The organism is Ruegeria sp. BB7, assembly GCF_056539365.1.
The window spans coordinates 88560-106473 of record NZ_JBQFUV010000004.1 but is presented as its reverse complement, the minus strand read 5'-3'; the positions used below and the strand labels follow the sequence as shown (position 1 = coordinate 106473).

The 17914-nt window shown below is 55.1% G+C and carries 20 protein-coding genes and 1 pseudogene; 18 read left to right on the top strand and 3 right to left on the bottom strand.

All coding sequences use genetic code 11. The features are described 5' to 3' along the window. Positions 1-106: 106 nt before the first annotated feature. The 13 genes from ACR0D7_RS09720 (at position 107) to ACR0D7_RS09660 (ending at position 9748) form a co-directional block, all read left to right on the top strand. Entirely contained in the window at positions 107-964 is an 858-nt protein-coding gene (locus tag ACR0D7_RS09720; protein WP_480678841.1) for an HpcH/HpaI aldolase/citrate lyase family protein, read from the top strand. A 6-nt stretch (positions 965-970) separates the two neighbouring features. Then, the gene (locus ACR0D7_RS09715) at positions 971-1525 is read left to right on the top strand and encodes an NnrU family protein (RefSeq protein ID WP_480678840.1); all 555 of its coding nucleotides are present in this window, start codon (positions 971-973) and stop codon (positions 1523-1525) included. A 12-nt stretch (positions 1526-1537) separates the two neighbouring features. Beyond that, positions 1538-1744, top strand: coding sequence for a DUF1737 domain-containing protein (locus ACR0D7_RS09710; protein WP_480678839.1), 207 nt, complete (start codon positions 1538-1540; stop codon positions 1742-1744). Next, positions 1744-2772 carry a MaoC family dehydratase gene (locus ACR0D7_RS09705; RefSeq protein WP_170385819.1) on the top strand — a complete coding sequence of 343 codons (1029 nt, stop codon included), beginning with the start codon at positions 1744-1746 and terminating at the stop codon, positions 2770-2772. Before ACR0D7_RS09710 ends, ACR0D7_RS09705 begins: the two co-directional genes overlap by 1 nt. A gap of 53 nt (positions 2773-2825) precedes the next feature. Further along, complete coding sequence (locus tag ACR0D7_RS09700; RefSeq protein WP_480678838.1) at positions 2826-3488, top strand: DUF1194 domain-containing protein; 663 nt, start codon at positions 2826-2828, stop codon at positions 3486-3488. A 212-nt stretch (positions 3489-3700) separates the two neighbouring features. Continuing rightward, entirely contained in the window at positions 3701-4084 is a 384-nt protein-coding gene (sdhC, locus tag ACR0D7_RS09695; protein WP_480678836.1) for a succinate dehydrogenase, cytochrome b556 subunit, read from the top strand. 11 nt (positions 4085-4095) lie between these two features. Next, entirely contained in the window at positions 4096-4467 is a 372-nt protein-coding gene (locus ACR0D7_RS09690) for a succinate dehydrogenase, hydrophobic membrane anchor protein (RefSeq protein ID WP_480678835.1), read from the top strand. Between the two features lie 25 nt (positions 4468-4492). Beyond that, entirely contained in the window at positions 4493-6301 is a 1809-nt protein-coding gene (gene sdhA / locus ACR0D7_RS09685; protein ID WP_480678834.1) for a succinate dehydrogenase flavoprotein subunit, read from the top strand. Then, entirely contained in the window at positions 6301-6963 is a 663-nt protein-coding gene (locus ACR0D7_RS09680) for a class I SAM-dependent methyltransferase (protein WP_480678833.1), read from the top strand. The genes sdhA and ACR0D7_RS09680 overlap by 1 nt, the downstream gene beginning before the upstream one ends. Continuing rightward, positions 6960-7814 carry a hypothetical protein gene (locus ACR0D7_RS09675; RefSeq protein ID WP_480678832.1) on the top strand — a complete coding sequence of 285 codons (855 nt, stop codon included), beginning with the start codon at positions 6960-6962 and terminating at the stop codon, positions 7812-7814. Before ACR0D7_RS09680 ends, ACR0D7_RS09675 begins: the two co-directional genes overlap by 4 nt. 74 nt (positions 7815-7888) lie before the next feature. Then, positions 7889-8602: a glycosyltransferase family A protein gene (locus ACR0D7_RS09670; RefSeq protein ID WP_480678830.1), complete on the top strand. Its 714-nt coding sequence runs from the start codon at positions 7889-7891 to the stop codon at positions 8600-8602. An 88-nt stretch (positions 8603-8690) separates the two neighbouring features. Continuing rightward, positions 8691-9470 (top strand): succinate dehydrogenase iron-sulfur subunit, encoded by a 780-nt coding sequence (locus ACR0D7_RS09665; RefSeq protein WP_480678829.1) that lies wholly within the window; start codon positions 8691-8693, stop codon positions 9468-9470. Positions 9471-9607: 137 nt separating this feature from the next. After that, a complete protein-coding gene (locus tag ACR0D7_RS09660; RefSeq protein ID WP_480678828.1) occupies positions 9608-9748 on the top strand; it encodes a hypothetical protein in 141 nt (46 codons plus the stop codon). Positions 9749-10007: 259 nt separating this feature from the next. Here the strand turns inward: ACR0D7_RS09660 and deoD are convergent, their stop codons facing one another. From deoD to ACR0D7_RS09645, 3 genes and pseudogenes are all read right to left on the bottom strand, one after another. Next, complete coding sequence (deoD, locus tag ACR0D7_RS09655; protein WP_480678827.1) at positions 10008-10721, bottom strand: purine-nucleoside phosphorylase; 714 nt, start codon at positions 10719-10721, stop codon at positions 10008-10010. 17 nt (positions 10722-10738) lie between these two features. After that, positions 10739-11056 carry an H-NS histone family protein gene (locus ACR0D7_RS09650; RefSeq protein WP_480678826.1) on the bottom strand — a complete coding sequence of 106 codons (318 nt, stop codon included), beginning with the start codon at positions 11054-11056 and terminating at the stop codon, positions 10739-10741. Positions 11057-11181: 125 nt separating this feature from the next. Continuing rightward, positions 11182-13158: pseudogene (locus ACR0D7_RS09645) on the bottom strand (methylmalonyl-CoA mutase family protein); the annotation flags it as partial. 133 nt (positions 13159-13291) lie between these two features. Between ACR0D7_RS09645 and ACR0D7_RS09640 the strand changes: the two are divergent. From ACR0D7_RS09640 to ACR0D7_RS09620, 5 genes are all read left to right on the top strand, one after another. After that, a complete protein-coding gene (locus ACR0D7_RS09640) occupies positions 13292-14680 on the top strand; it encodes a 1-acyl-sn-glycerol-3-phosphate acyltransferase (protein WP_480678825.1) in 1389 nt (462 codons plus the stop codon). A gap of 111 nt (positions 14681-14791) precedes the next feature. Next, the gene (ccrA, locus tag ACR0D7_RS09635) at positions 14792-16078 is read left to right on the top strand and encodes a crotonyl-CoA carboxylase/reductase (protein ID WP_170385855.1); all 1287 of its coding nucleotides are present in this window, start codon (positions 14792-14794) and stop codon (positions 16076-16078) included. A gap of 202 nt (positions 16079-16280) precedes the next feature. Continuing rightward, entirely contained in the window at positions 16281-16499 is a 219-nt protein-coding gene (locus tag ACR0D7_RS09630; protein ID WP_170385449.1) for a hypothetical protein, read from the top strand. After that, positions 16438-17157, top strand: a complete 720-nt coding sequence (locus ACR0D7_RS09625; protein WP_170385858.1) for a helix-turn-helix transcriptional regulator — start codon at positions 16438-16440, stop codon at positions 17155-17157. Before ACR0D7_RS09630 ends, ACR0D7_RS09625 begins: the two co-directional genes overlap by 62 nt. Before the next feature lie 83 nt (positions 17158-17240). Further along, positions 17241-17879, top strand: a complete 639-nt coding sequence (locus ACR0D7_RS09620; protein WP_480678824.1) for an acyl-homoserine-lactone synthase — start codon at positions 17241-17243, stop codon at positions 17877-17879. Positions 17880-17914: the final 35 nt, after the last annotated feature.

Genomic DNA, 17914 nt, shown 5'->3' with positions numbered 1-17914 from the left:
CTACCGCCCGTTGCGCCGCAAATGCTGCAGCGCGGCGATTTTGCCCTTGAACTTTCCGGCAAAAAATGCCCCATTCCGCGCAACATTCTTTCAAAGGGAGAGGCCAATGGACCCTCGTCAGCGCCCCTATCGCTCAGTTCTCTATATCCCCGGTTCCCGTGATCGGGCGCTGGATAAGGCTCGGACTTTGCCAGTTGATGCGATCATCTTTGACCTCGAGGATGCAGTTGCAGCGGATGAAAAAGCCAATGCACGCGAAACGCTTCGCGCTGCACTGGCAGCCGGAGGGTACGGTGATCGGGTCAAAATCGTGCGGATCAACGGCCTGGATACCGAATGGGGTCGGGCCGATGCCGAAGCCGTACGAGACATGGACGCCGATGTGGTGCTGCTGCCCAAAGTGAACTCAGCCGCTGACGTGGACGCATTGGCGGCGATTACCGGCGATATGCCGATTTGGGCGATGATGGAGACACCGCGCGGAATGCTGAACGCTGCCGAGATTGCGGCCCATCCTCTGATGGCAGGCTTCGTTATGGGCACCAACGATCTGGCAAAAGACCTCCAGACCCGGTTCCGCCCTGACCGCCTGCCGCTGATGACCTCGCTGGGTCTTTGCCTGCTGGCCGCCAAGACCGAAGGGCTGATCATCGTGGATGGCGTCTATAACGCATTCAAGGACACTGACGGTCTTGCTGCTGAATGTGAGCAGGGCCGCGATATGGGTTTCGACGGCAAAACCCTGATTCACCCGGCTCAGGTGGAAGTCGCCAATGCGGCTTTTGCACCTTCCGAGGCTGAAATTGATCTTGCCCGTCGGCAGATCGCGGCGTTTGAAGAGACCGAGGCGCAGGGTCAGGGTGTTGCCGTAGTAGACGGTAAGATCGTTGAAAACCTGCATGTTGTAACAGCCCGTGAAACTCTGGCAAAAGCAGAGGCGATATCAGCTTTGCAAGCGGGGTAAGCCAATATGGGCTTTGTTCTTCTGATCCTTGGTGTGGCGCTTTGGTGGGCCGCGCATCTGTTCAAACGCGTGATGCCTGAACAGCGCGCGGCTTTTGGTAATGGCGGAAAAGGCGCTGTTGCGCTGGCTCTGGTGGCAGCGATTCTGTTGATGATTTTCGGCTATCGCATGACCGATACGATCTTTGTCTGGGCGCCACCAACGTTTATGGTGCATATAAACAACCTGCTGGTGCTGATCGCGATTTACATGATGAGTCCCGCAGGCACCAAAGGCCGCCTCTTGAACAAGCTCCGCCATCCCATGCTGGGTGGGTTCAAGCTGTGGGCCTTTGCGCATTTGCTGGTCAATGGTGATCTGGCCTCGATCATCCTGTTTGGCGGGCTTCTGGCCTGGGCCGTGGTCGAAGTGATCGTAATCAACAAGTCCGAACCTGAATGGACGCCGGGTGAGCCCGGCACCTATGGCAAGGATGCGATGTTCTTTGTCGCGTCGATCGTTCTGCTGGGTGTGATTGGTTACATCCACGGGCTGGTCGGTCCATCCCCGTTTGGCGGATAAGGAGCAAAGATCATGGCAAAACTATATCGTCTGCTTACCGAGGAAGACACCTCGGCCTTCTGCCACAAAGTGTCTGACGCGCTGGCCAAAGGGTGGGAGCTTTATGGCTCACCTTCCTATGCATATGACGAAAACAGCCGCATGATGCGCTGCGCGCAGGCCGTGACCAAAGAGGTTGAGGCCGACTATTCCCCCGAAATGAAACTGGGACAGCAATAATGGCAAAAACAAATCCGGGCCGATTCTTCGAAGACTACGCAGTCGGGCAGGTCCTGCACCATGCCGTGCCACGCACGGTTACTGAAGGTGAGCGGGGCCTTTACCATGCGCTCTATCCGGCGCGCCATGCGCTTTACTCGTCTGATGAGTTCGCACGCGCCTGCGGGTTGCAGGAAAGCCCCATTGATGATCTGGCGGCGTTTCACGTGGTGTTCGGTAAAACAGTGCCGGATGTCTCGCTGAATGCGGTGGCCAACCTTGGCTACGCTGAGGGGCGTTGGTTGCTGCCGGTCTACGCCGGTGACACGCTGCGCTCGGTCTCTGAGGTGATCGGTGTCAAGCAGAACTCGAACGGCAAGACTGGTGTGGTCTGGGTGCGGACGCGCGGCCTGAACCAGTTGGACGAAGTGGTCATCGAATATGTCCGCTGGGTGATGGTGCGCAAGGCGAACCCGAATGCACCTGCACCAGAAACGGTGGTGCCAGAGCTGAAAAAGGTTTTGGAGCCAGGTGATCTGGTTGTCCCCGAAGGGTTGGACTTTTCAAACTACGATTTCGCGCTGGCAGGCGAGCCACATCGCTGGGGCGACTACGAAATTGGCGAAACCATCGACCACGTGGACGGCGTTACCGTGGAAGAAGCCGAGCATATGTTGGCCACGCGTCTGTGGCAGAACACGGCAAAGGTGCATTTCGACCTGACTTTCCGCCCCGATGGACGGTTGATCTATGGTGGCCACGTGATCTCGATGGCGCGGACATTGTCTTTCAATGGGCTGGCCAACGCGCAAATGATTGTTGGTCTGAATGGTGGCGCCCATGCCAACCCCTGCTTCGCAGGCGACACGATCAAGGCCTGGTCCGAGGTACTGGATAAGGCCGAAACTGGCGTACCCGGAGTAGGTGCCATCCGTCTGCGACTAGTGGCTACAAAGGGTGGAGAGCCATTTGAGCTGAAAAACGAAGAGGGTCGGTATCATCCGAATGTTCTGCTCGACCTCGACTATTGGGCGTTGATGCCGACCTGATAGAAGCACATTCATGTGATCGCAGTCTGCGCTGTTCATGCTAGGCTGCGGTCATGATCCTTCTTCGCTCACTCGCTACTTGCTTGTTTCTGACACCGCCTGCGTTGGCGTGTGATCTGGCGCTGGCTTTGGCAGTGGATGTATCCGGGTCGGTCGATTCATCGGAATACCGGATTCAGATGGATGGCCTAGCCGCTGGTCTGCGCGATCCCCTTGTGTCCGAGGCGCTGGTGCGCGGGCAGGCGCGGGTGATGCTGGTACAGTGGACCGGATCCTCGCGGCAGAAGATCACCATCCCCTGGACCAAGATCGACAGTTTTGAAACGCTTGAACAGTTTGCGGATCAGGTCGCCAGCGATCCAAGGGTCTGGCGTAATTTTTCCACTGCGATCGGCGAGGCGCTTGAGATGACCATGTCCAGCTTTGAGCCGGTTTCCGAATGTAAACGCCACCTGATCGACATCTCGGGTGACGGTGTTTCGAACGAAGGGGTCGAGCCGTCGGAACTTCACGAAGCATTGCGCAGTCGAGGTGTGACCGTGAATGCCATAGCGATCGAAGAAAGCGAGCCTGACCTGACGGCCTATTTCTTTGAAAACGTCATTGTCGGGGAGGGGGCGTTTGTGGTGTCTGCATCCGGGTTCGCCGACTATCCCGAACGGATCCGAAAAAAGCTGTTGCGCGAAGTTGTGAAACAATCGGCGGCTCTGGAGTGATGGCGAAGATTCGTGATCACAATAAGCGACACCCGTAAACGCTAACATTGAGATAATTGAATTAATTTTGTGATCACAGGTCTATTTGGTGTGATCACGATTTGTCAAAATCTGCAACTTTGACCTTATTTTACCCATTTTTGCGCATGCAGCACGTGACAGCGAGGCAAAAAAAGGTAAAACGACGAATAGCCAACGTAAGAGGAGCCGACATGGCCGATGTCAATCGGGGCAACCGCCCGCTCTCGCCACATATTATGATTTACCGCCCTCAGATGACGTCTGTGTCGTCGATCATGGTCCGTCTGACCGGGATTGGGGTATTCGCCGTTGCAATTCTGGTTGTCTGGTGGCTGCTGGCCGCTTCAACCTCGGAAGCTGCGTTTGCCGGGATCGACGGATTCCTGCGCAGCTGGTTCGGCGACATTGTCCTGACCGCTGCGACCTGGGGGCTTTGGTATCACACGCTGGGCCGTCTGCGTCATGTTCTCTGGGATTTTGGCTATTGCCTGGATATCGAAGTTGCCGAGAAGCTGGGGCTGGGCATGTTCGTTGGCGCGACCATCCTGACCATCATCACTGTGATTGCGGTTTAAGGAGACGGCACATGCGATATCTGACTGACCGTAAGCGCGCGCAGGGTCTGGGCGCAGGCAAATCCGGCACACACACCCATTGGCAGACGATGGTTCGGGCGATGATCCTGACCGTGCTGGTTCCGATTTTCATCTTCACCTTAGGTGCAGGCATTGGTGGAACCTACGAAGAGGTTCTGGCCTATTTCAGCCGCCCCTTCCCGGCGATTGTAACCGCCCTGACGTTGATCGTGGGTCTGTTGCAGCTGATGTACGAAGCTCAGGAAGCGATTGAGGACTATGTGCATGGGGTGCTTGAGAAAGTCTCCCTCGCTGCAATGTGGGCTCTGGGCTACACGCTGATGGCGGCCGGGCTGTTTGCCCTGGTCAAACTCGCCCTGTGATGATGCGCGGTAAGGAATAAGAACAATGACAGCAGCATATGAATATGAAACCCACGAATACGACGTTGTTGTTGTAGGCGCAGGTGGTGCGGGTCTGCGGGCGACGCTGGGTATGGCCGAACAAGGCTTGCGCACGGCTTGCGTTACCAAGGTTTTCCCGACCCGGTCGCACACGGTTGCCGCGCAAGGTGGGATCGCCGCATCGCTTTCAAACATGGGTCCTGACCATTGGCAGTGGCACATGTATGACACCGTCAAAGGCTCGGACTGGCTGGGTGACACCGACGCGATGGAGTACCTCGCGCGTGAGGCACCCAAGGCCGTTTATGAGCTGGAGCACTATGGTGTGCCCTTCAGCCGGACCGAAGAAGGCAAAATCTATCAGCGTCCCTTTGGTGGCCACACCACCGAGTTTGGGGAAGGCCCCGCGGTGCAGCGCACCTGTGCCGCCGCCGACCGGACCGGCCACGCGATCCTACACACACTGTACGGCCAGTCGCTGAAGAATAATGCCGAGTTCTACATCGAGTACTTCGCTATCGACCTGATCATGTCCGAAGACGGGCAGTGCCAGGGTGTCGTTTGCTGGAAGCTGGACGATGGCACGATGCACGTCTTTAACGCCAAGATGGTTGTTCTGGCGACCGGCGGCTATGGCCGCGCCTATTTCAGCGCAACTTCGGCCCACACCTGCACTGGTGACGGTGGCGGCATGGTGGCCCGCGCGGGTCTGGCGCTGCAGGATATGGAGTTCGTGCAGTTCCACCCAACTGGCATCTATGGCTCGGGCTGCCTGATCACCGAAGGCGCGCGTGGTGAGGGTGGTTACCTGACCAACTCTGAAGGCGAACGGTTCATGGAGCGCTATGCGCCCCAGTACAAGGATTTGGCACCGCGCGACTATGTTTCGCGCTCGATGACCATGGAAATCCGCGAAGGCCGTGGTCTGGGTGAGAATGGCGACCATATCCACCTGAACTTAAGCCACTTGCCCGCCGAAGCACTGGCAGAGCGTCTGCCGGGCATCTCGGAATCGGCGCGCGTTTTTGCCGGCGTCGATGTCACCAAGGAACCGATCCCGGTTCTGCCGACCGTGCATTATAACATGGGCGGTATCCCGACCAACTATTGGGGTGAGGTCCTGAACCCCACTGCCGACAACCCGACCGCTGTTGTCCCGGGCCTGATGGCTGTGGGTGAGGCCGGTTGTGCCTCGGTCCACGGTGCGAACCGTCTGGGCTCGAACTCGCTGATCGACCTCGTGGTGTTTGGCCGCGCGGCTGCGATTCGTGCAGGTGAGGTTGTGGACGCCAAAGCCGCGAATCCGGTTCTGAACCAGGCGTCGGTGGACAAGGCGTTTGACCGCTTAGACGCGGTCCGCAACGCCAGCGGCGCGATCCCGACCGCCGATCTGCGGCTTGAAATGCAGCGCACCATGCAGGAAGACGCAGCCGTATTCCGGACCGCTAAGACCATGGCCGAGGGTGTCGAGAAGATGACGGCAATTGCCGCCAAAATGGACGACCTGAAGGTCACCGATCGCTCCTTGATCTGGAACAGCGACCTGATGGAGACGCTGGAGCTGACCAACCTGATGCCAAGCGCTCTGGCCACCATCGTCGGCGCCGAGGCACGCAAGGAATCCCGTGGCGCGCACGCGCATGAGGATTTCACCGAACGCGATGATGAGAACTGGCGCGTTCACACCGTGTCTCGGGTTGAGGGCAACAAAGTTGAACTCAGCTATCGACCGGTTATTGTCGACCCGCTGACCACCGAAGATGAGGGTGGCATCAGCCTCAAGAAAATCGCGCCTAAGGCGAGGACGTTTTGATGCCATTTAGGCCCTTCAAAAAGAAAAAACAAAATACGACTTCTCTTCAGAAGGGTGAATTTGTTTCGTCCGAGTATTGGGTGGAACGATATAAAAAGGGCCGCAATTCGGGAGCGGGTTCTTATGGCAGATTGGCCGACTATAAAGCTGAGTTCATTAACAAATTCGTTTCAGATCATTCAATACGGTCGGTAGTTGAATTTGGCTCGGGCGATGGTAATCAGGCGAGTCTGTTCGAGTTCAAGAACTATCTGGGTGTGGATGTCGTTCCACAGGTTGTAGAGAAATGTGCAGAGCGATTTTCCGACCGCGAGACTTGGGCTTTTGTAACGATAGACCAATATGACCAGTCGCGCGTCTCCAAAGATTTGGGTTTGTCGTTGGATGTTATTTACCATCTGGTCGAGGATGAAGTGTTCGAAAAGTACATGAAACGGCTTTTTGGATCTGCCCAAAGATTTGTTCTAATATACGCATCTGACCACGACGAAGTTGTTCAAGCTGTACATGTAAGGCATAGAAAATATTCAAATTGGGTGGCCCAGAACGCTCCAAAATGGAAACGTAAACAGTCGTGGGAGAACCCATACAAACTTGATGTTGGAGGAGATCAACAAAATAATTCATTTGCGTTTTTTACGCTTTATGAAAGAATCGAATGACACTTGGGGAACAGAGAAACTTTGGTGTTTTTGCTCGCAAGGATGGAGCGTCAGCTCGTGCCCCTAAGGTCATATTTCACCTAGGTTTCCAGAAAACAGGGACAACATCTATACAGGCGCTCTTGAATGCAAATAAAATTCATTTGGCCGACATTGATGTACGCGCATATGGCGACGCGACGAAAGACTTACGGGTTGCCGGTAGAGAATTCTGCAAAGCCCCTAGTATTGCTTCGGAGAGAAAATTAATCGATGCGTTGAAGCACCACTATTCTGCCGCGCGTGATAGCGGGAAATCAACCTATTTGATATCCGACGAAAATATCTTGGGCCGGGTGCCTTTCGGCGAAACTGGCGACATAATTTCGTGGGGTGAAAGAATTTTGCCTTTGATTGAAAGCTGTGCTTCTGGAGTGAAGATCGGTTTTCACTTTTATACCAGGGATGCAGACGCTTGGCGCAAAAGTACATATCGGCAATGTGTTAAACGTGCAGGCGTGTCCTCTTCCTACGAAAATTGGGTAAAAGCAGCGCCATTCGCAAGCGGGTGGCCGCGTTGGGAGGACTGGTCGGTTCGTTTGGCGAACTCAGTTTCTGCTCCGATTACGTTTACGTCTATGGACGAAGAATTGAGGTCCGGTGCAATTTTGGGCACTGCCTTATTGAAAAGTGTAGGTGTTTCTGAGGCAGAGTTAGGTGAATTGACAGTAACCAGCCCGCGGAACCCGGCTCTTTCGGATACCGCCATCCGAGTTATGAGAATGGTTAATAGAATACCCCTAAAAGAACGTACAAGATTGCGGATCAGCGAAAGAGTTGAAGGGTTTGACTTGAGGTTCAAACGGCAATGATTATCGCAAATTTGGCAACATATCCTAAGAGACGCAAGTGTCTTCGGGAGGTTCTAGAATCTGTCGCGCCTCAAGTGGATCGTTTGAACGTGGTCCTCAATGAATACGAAGAGGTGCCGCCTGAAGTAGTTGAAATAGAAAACGTAGTACCAATTATTCCGAATGAAGATACGAAAGACGTAGGTAAATTTTATCCGGACATATCGGGTGCAAAATACGTAATAATGCTCGATGACGATATTGTATATCCATCTGATTATGTTGAAAAAACCGTATCAAGTTTTGAGGCGTTGGGTGATCGGGCGATGATCGGATCGTACCACGGTTCAATATACAGGCGCCCGGTATTTTCAAAATGTATTGATAGAAGTAAGCGGAAATCGTTCGGTGCAGTTCTTTTACGACCAGTTGCATACCCGCTTGAACTCATGACCTACAAATCTCGTTTGGCAGATTTTCGAGATGTATGCGTTTTTTTTGATGGGCAGAAGGCCCCAATCGTCGTCGACCAGATTGCAACCGGTGTGGCAATTTTGAAAGCTGAAGATTTTCCACCGTACGAATATATGGCTGGAAGCCAAAAGTTCGTTGACGTCAGATTGGCGCGCTGGGCCTTTGAGAGGGGACTGATTGGCGTTACGCTGCCAAGAGAAAAGGGCTGGCTGCGCCCGATACGCTACGAAGAAACGATCTTTAATAATTTCACCGAAAAAAACCCAAAACATGTCAATGATGAAATTGCAATGTTCGCAGGCAGGGCACCTCGCGCCGGTGAGGTTCTGATATGAGTATGGCACTTCCAAAATGTATTGCTCTTTATCTTGAAAAGACTGGGCACTCAGCTGTTGAGGAGCTGGCAAGAGAAGGACACCTGATATGGTACAACTAACCCTCCCCAAGAATTCGCGCATCACGACGGGCAAAACCTGGCCTAAGCCAGAGGGCGCTACCAATGTGCGCAAATTCCAGATCTATCGCTGGAATCCGGATGATGGGAAAAATCCGCAGCTCGACACCTATTTCGTCGACATGGACAGCTGCGGCCCGATGGTTCTGGACGCGCTGATTAAGATCAAGAACGAGATCGACCCGACCCTGACCTTCCGCCGGTCCTGCCGGGAAGGTATCTGTGGCTCGTGCGCGATGAATATCGACGGGATCAACACGCTGGCCTGTATCTATGGAATGGATGAGATCAAGGGCCACGTGAAAATCTATCCGCTGCCGCATATGCCGGTGGTCAAGGACCTGATCCCAGATCTGACCCATTTCTATGCGCAGCACGCTTCGATCATGCCGTGGCTGGAAACCAAGACCAACCGCCCGGCTAAAGAATGGAAGCAGTCGATCGAAGACCGCAAGAAACTGGATGGCCTGTATGAATGCGTGATGTGCGCCAGCTGCTCGACCTCGTGCCCGAGCTATTGGTGGAACGGTGACCGCTATCTTGGGCCCGCCGCGCTGCTGCATGCCTATCGCTGGATCATCGACAGCCGCGATGAAGCCACGGGTGAGCGTCTGGACGAGCTGGAAGATCCCTTCAAGCTGTACCGCTGCCATACGATCATGAACTGTGCCAAGACCTGCCCGAAAGGTCTGAACCCGGCCAAGGCGATTGCCGAAATTAAAAAGATGATGGTCGACCGTTCAGTCTAAATAAGCCTTAGATCGCTGCACTTGCCGTCCTGCGGCAAGTGCATGGCAAGATTGCAAAACTATGCAATGCAGCTGGTCCTGATCCGCATGAGTCTGCCCACAGGGAGGAGTGATGGAACCGAAACGGGATCGCTCCGATGCAAGAACAAAACTCTGAAACCAAAGCAGCCGAGGCGCTGGAAGCGTTGGAGCAGGCATGGGCCTACTACACGCCTGTACCTGCCCCGGTCTCTAAAACCCATGAGCCTAAGCTGTTCGAATATGCCAACGCGGCATGACGCTTGAAATTGCCCGTTGATTAGGCGATGCCTTAGCATGCCTATTTTCTTGCTTCTACTGGCCGCTGGTGTGTTCGCCTATTTCTTTTGGCGGGCGCGAACGTCTTCTTTGACGCGTGATTGCCGATGGCGGCAACATCGCAAGGAAGGTTTTTGGGTGTGCGCCTATTGCGGAGCACAGCAAGATGGGACGGCTTCTCCGACCAATTGCTTAAAGGGAAAATAGAAGAACAGGGCGTTGTTGACGCCCTGTCTTTGCTTACTCAACGTTTGGAAATGCCGCCTGCAGGGCGATCTCGACCATGTCGCCAAAGCTGCCTTCGCGCTCGGATGAAGGCAGTGCCTCACCGGTCAGTAGGTGATCGGAGACAGTCAGAACAGCCAAGGCCCGGCAGTTGTGACGTGCGGCCAGGATATAAAGTTCGGCCGCTTCCATCTCGACCCCCAGAATGCCGTGCCGCACCATCTGTTCATTCAAATCAGGACGTTCATCATAAAACACGTCCGACGAATAAATCCCGCCTACATGAATAGGCGTACCTTTAGCGGTCGCCGCCTGCACTGCGGCTTGAAGCAGGCTCCAATCGGCGCAAGGCGCATAGTTCAACTCTTTCAGAATGCCGCGCGACGGCGTGCTGAGAGTGGTTGCTGTCATCGCCAGAATTACGTCACGGATTTTGATGTTGTCCTGCATCCCGCCGCACGAGCCGATACGGATCAATGTCTTGGCGCCGTAATCACGGATCAATTCGTTGGCATAGATCGACAACGAAGGCATGCCCATTCCACTGCCTTGTATCGTGACGGGGTTCCCCTTCCAGGTTCCCGTAAATCCCAACATGCCGCGGACGTCATTAACCAGCTTTGCATCCTGCAAAAACGTTTCCGCCGCCCATTTTGCACGGTACGGGTCGCCGGACATTAATACGGTTTCAGCAATTTCGCCTTTTTGCGCACCGATATGAATTGTCATTTTAGGGCTAATTCCGGTCAGATTTCCAGGTCCGAGATATCTGACCCGGCCTTCAATGCGTCATGAACCCACTGTGGTTTGCGCCCACGCCCCGACCAGGTCTGGTCCGGGTTGCCGGGGTTTTTGTATTTTGCTTTGTTTTTTAAAGCCTTAGCAGATTTTGATACGTCACCGGACAATTCAGAAAGTGAGAACCCAAATTCAGCCGCAGCTTTTTCAGCGGCTTGCAATGCCTCTTTGCGTTCGCGCTTTTCTGCATTTTTTAGCGCGATATCCACCTGATCGCGCAATTCGATCAGGTCTTTGCGCGACATCTTTTCAAGGTTGATCGCCATTTCAGTTCTCCATTCCGCATTCTGTTGCGGGCGGGCTTAACAGCCCGCCGTATTACAGGAAACGGAATTTAACTATCTCGTTGGCCAAAGCAACAGATAATACGAGAATTGAAATGAACAGGGCGTTATTCTGCTGCCAGATTTTGCGGATCAACCAAGGTGACGATATCGCCCATAATTGCATTCAGCTCAAAATTCTTGGGCGTATAGATTTTGGAAACGCCCATGGCTTTGAGTTTTGCGGCATCGTCATCAGGAATAATTCCTCCGACAACAACCGGGATATTGTCCAATCCGGCCTCGCGCAGGCGGTTCATCACGTCCTGCACCAAGGGGATATGACTGCCAGAGAGAATGGACAAACCGATCACATGGGCGTCGTCGTCAATTGCAGCGGTGACAATCTCTTCGGGGGTCAGGCGGATACCTTCATAGCTGATATCCATGCCGCAATCGCGGGCACGGAATGCTATTTGTTCGGCGCCGTTGGAATGGCCGTCCAGTCCTGGCTTGCCGACCAGGAATTTGAGGCGACGGCCCAGCTTGTCGCTGACGGCGTCGACCGCAGCGCGCAAATCGTCCAGTCCTTCGGTCTTGTTCGACACAGAACCTGAAACGCCGGTTGGCCCGCGATAGGTGCCATAGACCTTGCGCATCTCTTCCGCCCATTCACCCGTGGTGACGCCCGCCTTGGCGGCAGCAATCGAGGGTTCCATCACATTGGTTCCGGATTGGGCGGCTTCACGCAACGCGGCCAGAGCGGCAGACACTGCTGCGTCATCTCGCTCTGCACGCCATGCGTTCAGACGGTCGATTTGTTCCTGCTCAACCGCCGGGTCGACGACCATGATGCCGCCATCTTCGGTTTGCAGGGGTGACGGCTCACCTTCAATCCATTTGTTCACGCCAACCACAACGGTTTCATTCCGTTCGATCCGGTTAAGGCGTTCGGCATTTGAATCGACGAGGCGCGATTTCATGTATTCGATTGACGCCACAGCGCCGCCCATCGAGTCCAGATTGGCCAGCTCGGCCCGCGCGCCTTCTTTCAGTTCCTCGACTTTGGCGTCGACAGCGGGGTTGCCGTCGAACAGGTCACCATACTCCAGCAGGTCAGTCTCATAGGCCAGAATCTGCTGCATCCGCATCGACCATTGCTGATCCCACGGACGGGGCAGGCCAAGGGCCTCATTCCATGCCGGCAGCTGCACGGCGCGGGCGCGCGCTTTTTTGGAAAGCGTCACAGCCAGCATTTCAATCAAGATGCGATACACATTGTTTTCAGGCTGCTGTTCGGTCAGGCCCAGCGAGTTCACCTGAACACCGTAACGGAAGCGGCGGAATTTCGGATTCTCGACGCCGTAGCGGTCTTTCAAAATCTCATCCCAAAGATCAACGAAGGCTCGCATTTTGCACATCTCTGTGACAAAGCGGATACCTGCGTTCACAAAGAAGGAAATACGGCCACACAGCGCCGGGAAATCTTCGGCTGGAACGCGAGGGCGCAGTTCATCCAGTACCGCGATTGCCGTAGCCAGCGCATAGGCCAGCTCTTGCTCCGGTGTCGCGCCTGCCTCTTGCAGGTGATAGGAACACACGTTCATCGGGTTCCATTTCGGTACGTTCGAATAGCAGTACTCGGCGACGTCGGCGATCATCTTCAGCGATGGCTTCGGAGGGCAGACATAGGTGCCGCGGCTCAGGTATTCTTTGATCAGATCGTTTTGCACGGTGCCCTGCAGCTTGGATACATCTGCGCCCTGTTCCTCGGCAACCGCGATATAAAGCGCCAGCAGCCATGGGGCCGTCGCGTTGATCGTCATTGACGTGTTCATCTGTTCCAGCGGGATTTGATCGAACAGAACCCGCATGTCGCCCAGATGGCTAATCGGTACGCCAACTTTGCCGACCTCGCCGCGTGCCAGCGTGTGATCACTGTCATACCCGGTCTGAGTCGGCAGGTCGAAAGCCACCGAAAGCCCTGTTTGCCCTTTGGCCAGGTTTCCGCGGTACAGCGCGTTTGATGCCTTGGCGGTGGAGTGACCGGCATAGGTGCGGATGAGCCAAGGGCGATCTTTCTGCGTCTGCGTCATAGCGGGGCCTCGTGTATCGGGTGGGTAAGAAAATTACGCTCAAGCGTTCTAAAGCGCAATTTTCGGGATATGTCAATTCGCTGCGTCGCGGCATATATGTGTTCAGATTGTAGGACGTGACGTTTGGTGGCAGTGTGCGCTCATGACTCAGACCGTGGAACTTCCGCTTTGGCTGTTTTTGCTGATCCTGGTGTTTGCCGCGGTCACGCTGGCATCGCATTTTCTGTTCCCATCGGTGCGCTGGTTTTTTCGCCGTCGTCTGGAGCGTGCGGTCAAGCGATTGAACACGCGGCTTCAGCGGCCAATCCAGCCGTTCAAATTGGCGCGCCGACACGACATGATTCAGCGCCTTATCTATGATCCCCAGGTTGGGCAGGCCGTTCAGGCCCATGCCCGAGAAACTGGCGTGCCCGAGGCCGTCGCCTTTGAGCAGGCCCGCCGCTTTGCACGCGAGATCGTTCCGTCCTTTTCAGCCGTTGCCTATTTCAGCGTAGCTATCCGCGTGGCGCGTATGCTGAGCAACGCATTCTATAATGTGCGGCTGAGCTATATGGACGAAAAAGCACTGAAGGATATCGACCCTGACGCCACGGTCGTCTTCGTCATGAATCACCGCAGCAATATGGACTATGTGCTGGTCACTTATCTGGCCGCGCGGCAATCGGCCCTGTCCTACGCAGTGGGAGAGTGGGCGCGGGTCTGGCCGCTTAGCCGCCTGATTCGAGCAATGGGAGCCTACTTTATTCGCAGAAAATCGGGCAGTGAGCTGTATCGGCAGGTGCTGGCTTGTTATGTGCGTCACGCAACAGAGGCCGGTGTGACGCAGGCCATGTTCCCCGAAGGCGGGTTGAGCCTAACCGGGGCATTGGGAAGACCCAAGCTGGGTCTGTTAAAATACATTATCGATGCGACCGTCCCTGCCGGACGGGACGTGGTGTTTGTACCGGTCGCCTTGAATTACGACCGGGTTCTTGAAGATACGATTCTGACCAAGGCCGCTCTGGGAAATGAGCGCCGGTTTCGTGCCAAGATCGGAGTGATTGCCTGGTGGATTTTGAAACAGGTCGGCCGACGACTGATCGGGCGTTACGAACGGTTCGGGGTCGCCTCGGTGCGGTATGGGCAGCCGATCTCGCTGCAGGCGTTTCGCGCGGATCACGAGGAAGATCTGATGACGGATTTGGCGCGTGATCTTATGGAAGGCATTGCGGAGGCGATTCCATTGGTTCCCGGCGCCGCAGCCTGTTGGATCGTGCGCGAAAAGGGTGAAATCTCGGAAACCGACACGGTGGCGTTGATTGATCACCTTCAGCAACACAACGGATATTCAGTGCCGATGGATCGTCAGACGATCGAGAGCGGTATTCAGCAATTGGTAGATCGTCGCATTCTCAAACGTGAGGACGGGAAATTATCGTCGTCAGGTCAACGGGTTGATCTTCTGGACTACTATGCAGCCTCGGCGCCTTTGGGTGGAAAACAGCTTGATGCTGCGCTTGCGAAAGAAAATTCTGCAGCCGCAGGGTCATAAAGTTACAAAAATAACTCAAAATGGGTTGCAATGTTGCTCAGCGGTCAATACTCATCGGGTAAAGCCGACGATTCTGCATCGCGGCGAGAGTTTTGAACATAGGAGGCTATCATGGCTCTGGACACCGACAGCGGCATCGCGTCGTACGAGGCACCGGAAAAAGACCTGTATGAGATGGGTGAAATCCCTCCGATGGGATATGTCCCGAAACAAATGTATGCGTGGGCGATCCGCAAAGAGCGCCATGGTGAGCCGGATACCGCCATGCAGTTGGAAGTGGTGGACGTGCCCAAGCTGGACAGCCACGAAGTGCTGGTTCTGGTGATGGCAGCAGGCGTGAACTACAACGGCGTCTGGGCGTCGCTGGGTAAGCCGATCAGCCCGTTCGACGGCCACGGTCAGCCGTTCCACATCGCAGGTTCTGATGCGTCGGGCATCGTTTGGGCCGTGGGTGACAAGGTCAAGCGCTGGAAAGTGGGCGATGAGGTTGTGATTCACTGCAACCAGGATGATGGCGATGACGAGCACTGCAACGGCGGCGACCCGATGTATTCGGCCAGCCAGCGGATCTGGGGCTATGAGACACCCGATGGTTCGTTCGCTCAGTTCACCAATGTTCAGGCTCAGCAGCTGATGCCGCGCCCCAAGCACCTGACTTGGGAAGAAAGCGCCTGCTACACGCTGACACTGGCAACCGCCTACCGCATGCTGTTCGGCCACGAGCCGCATGACCTGAAGCCTGGCCAGAACGTTCTGGTTTGGGGCGCGTCGGGTGGTCTGGGGTCCTACGCGATCCAGTTGATCAACACTGCGGGTGCAAACGCGATTGGTGTGATCTCGGACGAAAGCAAGCGTGACTTCGTCATGAGCCTGGGCGCCAAAGGCGTTCTGAACCGTAAGGACTTTAACTGCTGGGGTCAGCTGCCCACAGTGAACACCCCGGAATATGCCGAGTGGTTCAAAGAGGCCCGCAAGTTCGGCAAAGCCATCTGGGACATCACCGGCAAGGGCAACAATGTCGACATGGTGTTCGAACATCCGGGCGAAAGCACCTTCCCAGTGTCGACCTTCGTGGTGAAAAAAGGCGGCATGGTCGTGATTTGCGCCGGTACCACCGGCTACAACCTAACCTTCGACGTCCGCTACATGTGGATGCACCAGAAGCGTCTGCAGGGCTCACACTTTGCGCATCTGAAACAAGCGTCGGCAGCGAACCAGCTCATGGTCGAACGTCGCCTGGATCCGTGCATGTCCGAGGTTTTCTCGTGGAATGAACTTCCGGACGCTCACATGAAGATGCTGCGGAATGAGCATAAGCCGGGCAACATGTCGGTTCTGGTTCAGGCCCCGCAGACCGGAATGCGCACACTGGAAGAGGTTTTGGACGCCCGCGGTTAAGCCGCACCAAAATGAAACACAGGCGCCCGCGAATCGTATGACGGTTCGCGGGCGTCCTTTTTAGGGTAGATTGCGCTTTTTCAAAGGTTTGAATGGAATATCCCCGCTGTTTTTGGGGAGTAGAAAGCAGTGAATAGACTAAAAAATACTGCACATGCTATGGTTGTGTTAACCCTTCGTTAACTATTTCGGAGAGACCCTGATGGCGCAGAATAAGTGGATACTGGACGTGTTGTCGGACCTCAACGCCTTCGCTGTTGAGAACGGTTTGATCGCGCTGGCCGAGCAGTTGGATGACACCAAGCTGATTGCCGCAGCCGAGATCGCGTCCATGAAGGCTGAGGTGCGGACGCCTGCGGATGGGAACAAATCTCGATATGAGCCAGGTCCTGGAGGACTTGGAAAACACCAGCACGCTTGACGAGCTAAGCGACGTCGCCGTCCGGTTACGCGACAGGCTTAAAGTCGAACATCTCATATATCACTGGGTTGATGGCGCTGGGGATCAATACGGCTATACGACCTATCCCGATGCCTGGGCTGAGCGGTATCTTGAAAAGAATTATCACCGTATTGATCCTGTCATTCTGGGCTGTTTCCAGCGGTTCCACCCGGTCGATTGGAAAACGCTGGACTGGTCCAGCAAGGTAGCCAAGGCTTTCCTTCAAGACGCGCAAAGCCATGGGGTTGGAAATCAGGGGTATTCGATCCCAATCCGTGGCCCGAACGGGCAATTCGCCTTATTTACGGTCAACCACACCTGTGATGATGAAACATGGAAGGCATTCATCGAACGGCATTCCCGTGAATTGATCCTGATTGCCCACTACATCAATCGTAAAGCCTTGGAGTTCGAAAGGGACCGGCAACCCGAGGCCTCGCGAGGTCTGTCACCCCGTGAAGTGGACGCGATGACATTGCTGGCATTGGGCTACAGCCGTGCGCAAGTGGCCCATTCACTGTCGATCTCTGAGCATACGTTGCGCGTCTATATCGAAGGCGCGCGGGCCAAGCTTGGGGCGCAGAACACCACCCATGCCATCGTCACGGCGCTGAGCAGAGGATTAATAGTGGTTTAAGACGCGCGCGCGCCTCCAACGGTAAATTAACTATGACTTTGTACCCCCTTCGTTCCTGCACAGGACGACAAGGGGAAAAAGTCATGTTGCGCTATCTGTATGCCGATGAGTTGCACAAGTTTCCGGATCTGGCCGAGGGGATGTTCCGCGATCGTGCGGATCAGTTCAAAACTCGGTTGGGTTGGGACGTCCACGTCAATGAGAAAGGAGAAGAGCGGGATCAGTATGACGACCTGAACCCACTTTATGTCATCTGGGAAGAAGAGGATGGCAGCCACGGTGGTTCGATGCGGGTGCTGCCGACCACTGGCCCGGTTATGGTGAACGACATCTTCGGGCATCTGACAGGCGGTGATCCGATCTGTAGCCCTCTGATTTGGGAAGTCACCCGGTTTTGCCTGTCCCGCACTGCCAGCCCGCACACGGCGGGGGCTATCATGCTGAGCGGCGGAGAGATGATGGAAGGGTTCGGCCTGACCCATATCGCCGGTGTCTTTGATGCGCGCATGATTCGGATATATCGCCTGATCGGTTCGTCTCCGGTGGTTCTGGGATCGGAAGGAAAGGGGCGTGAACAGATTTCAGTCGGGCTGTGGCCCTATTCGGCAGAGGATTGCAACCGCGTGGCCGAGCGAGCCGGCATCCCGCGCGAGTTGTCACGGCTGTGGTTCAAAACAGCATTCAGCATAGGGCGGCAGCCCCGTTTCGCTCTGTCCGCCTGACCGGTCGAAAACGCCAATCCGTCTCTGGTGATAGC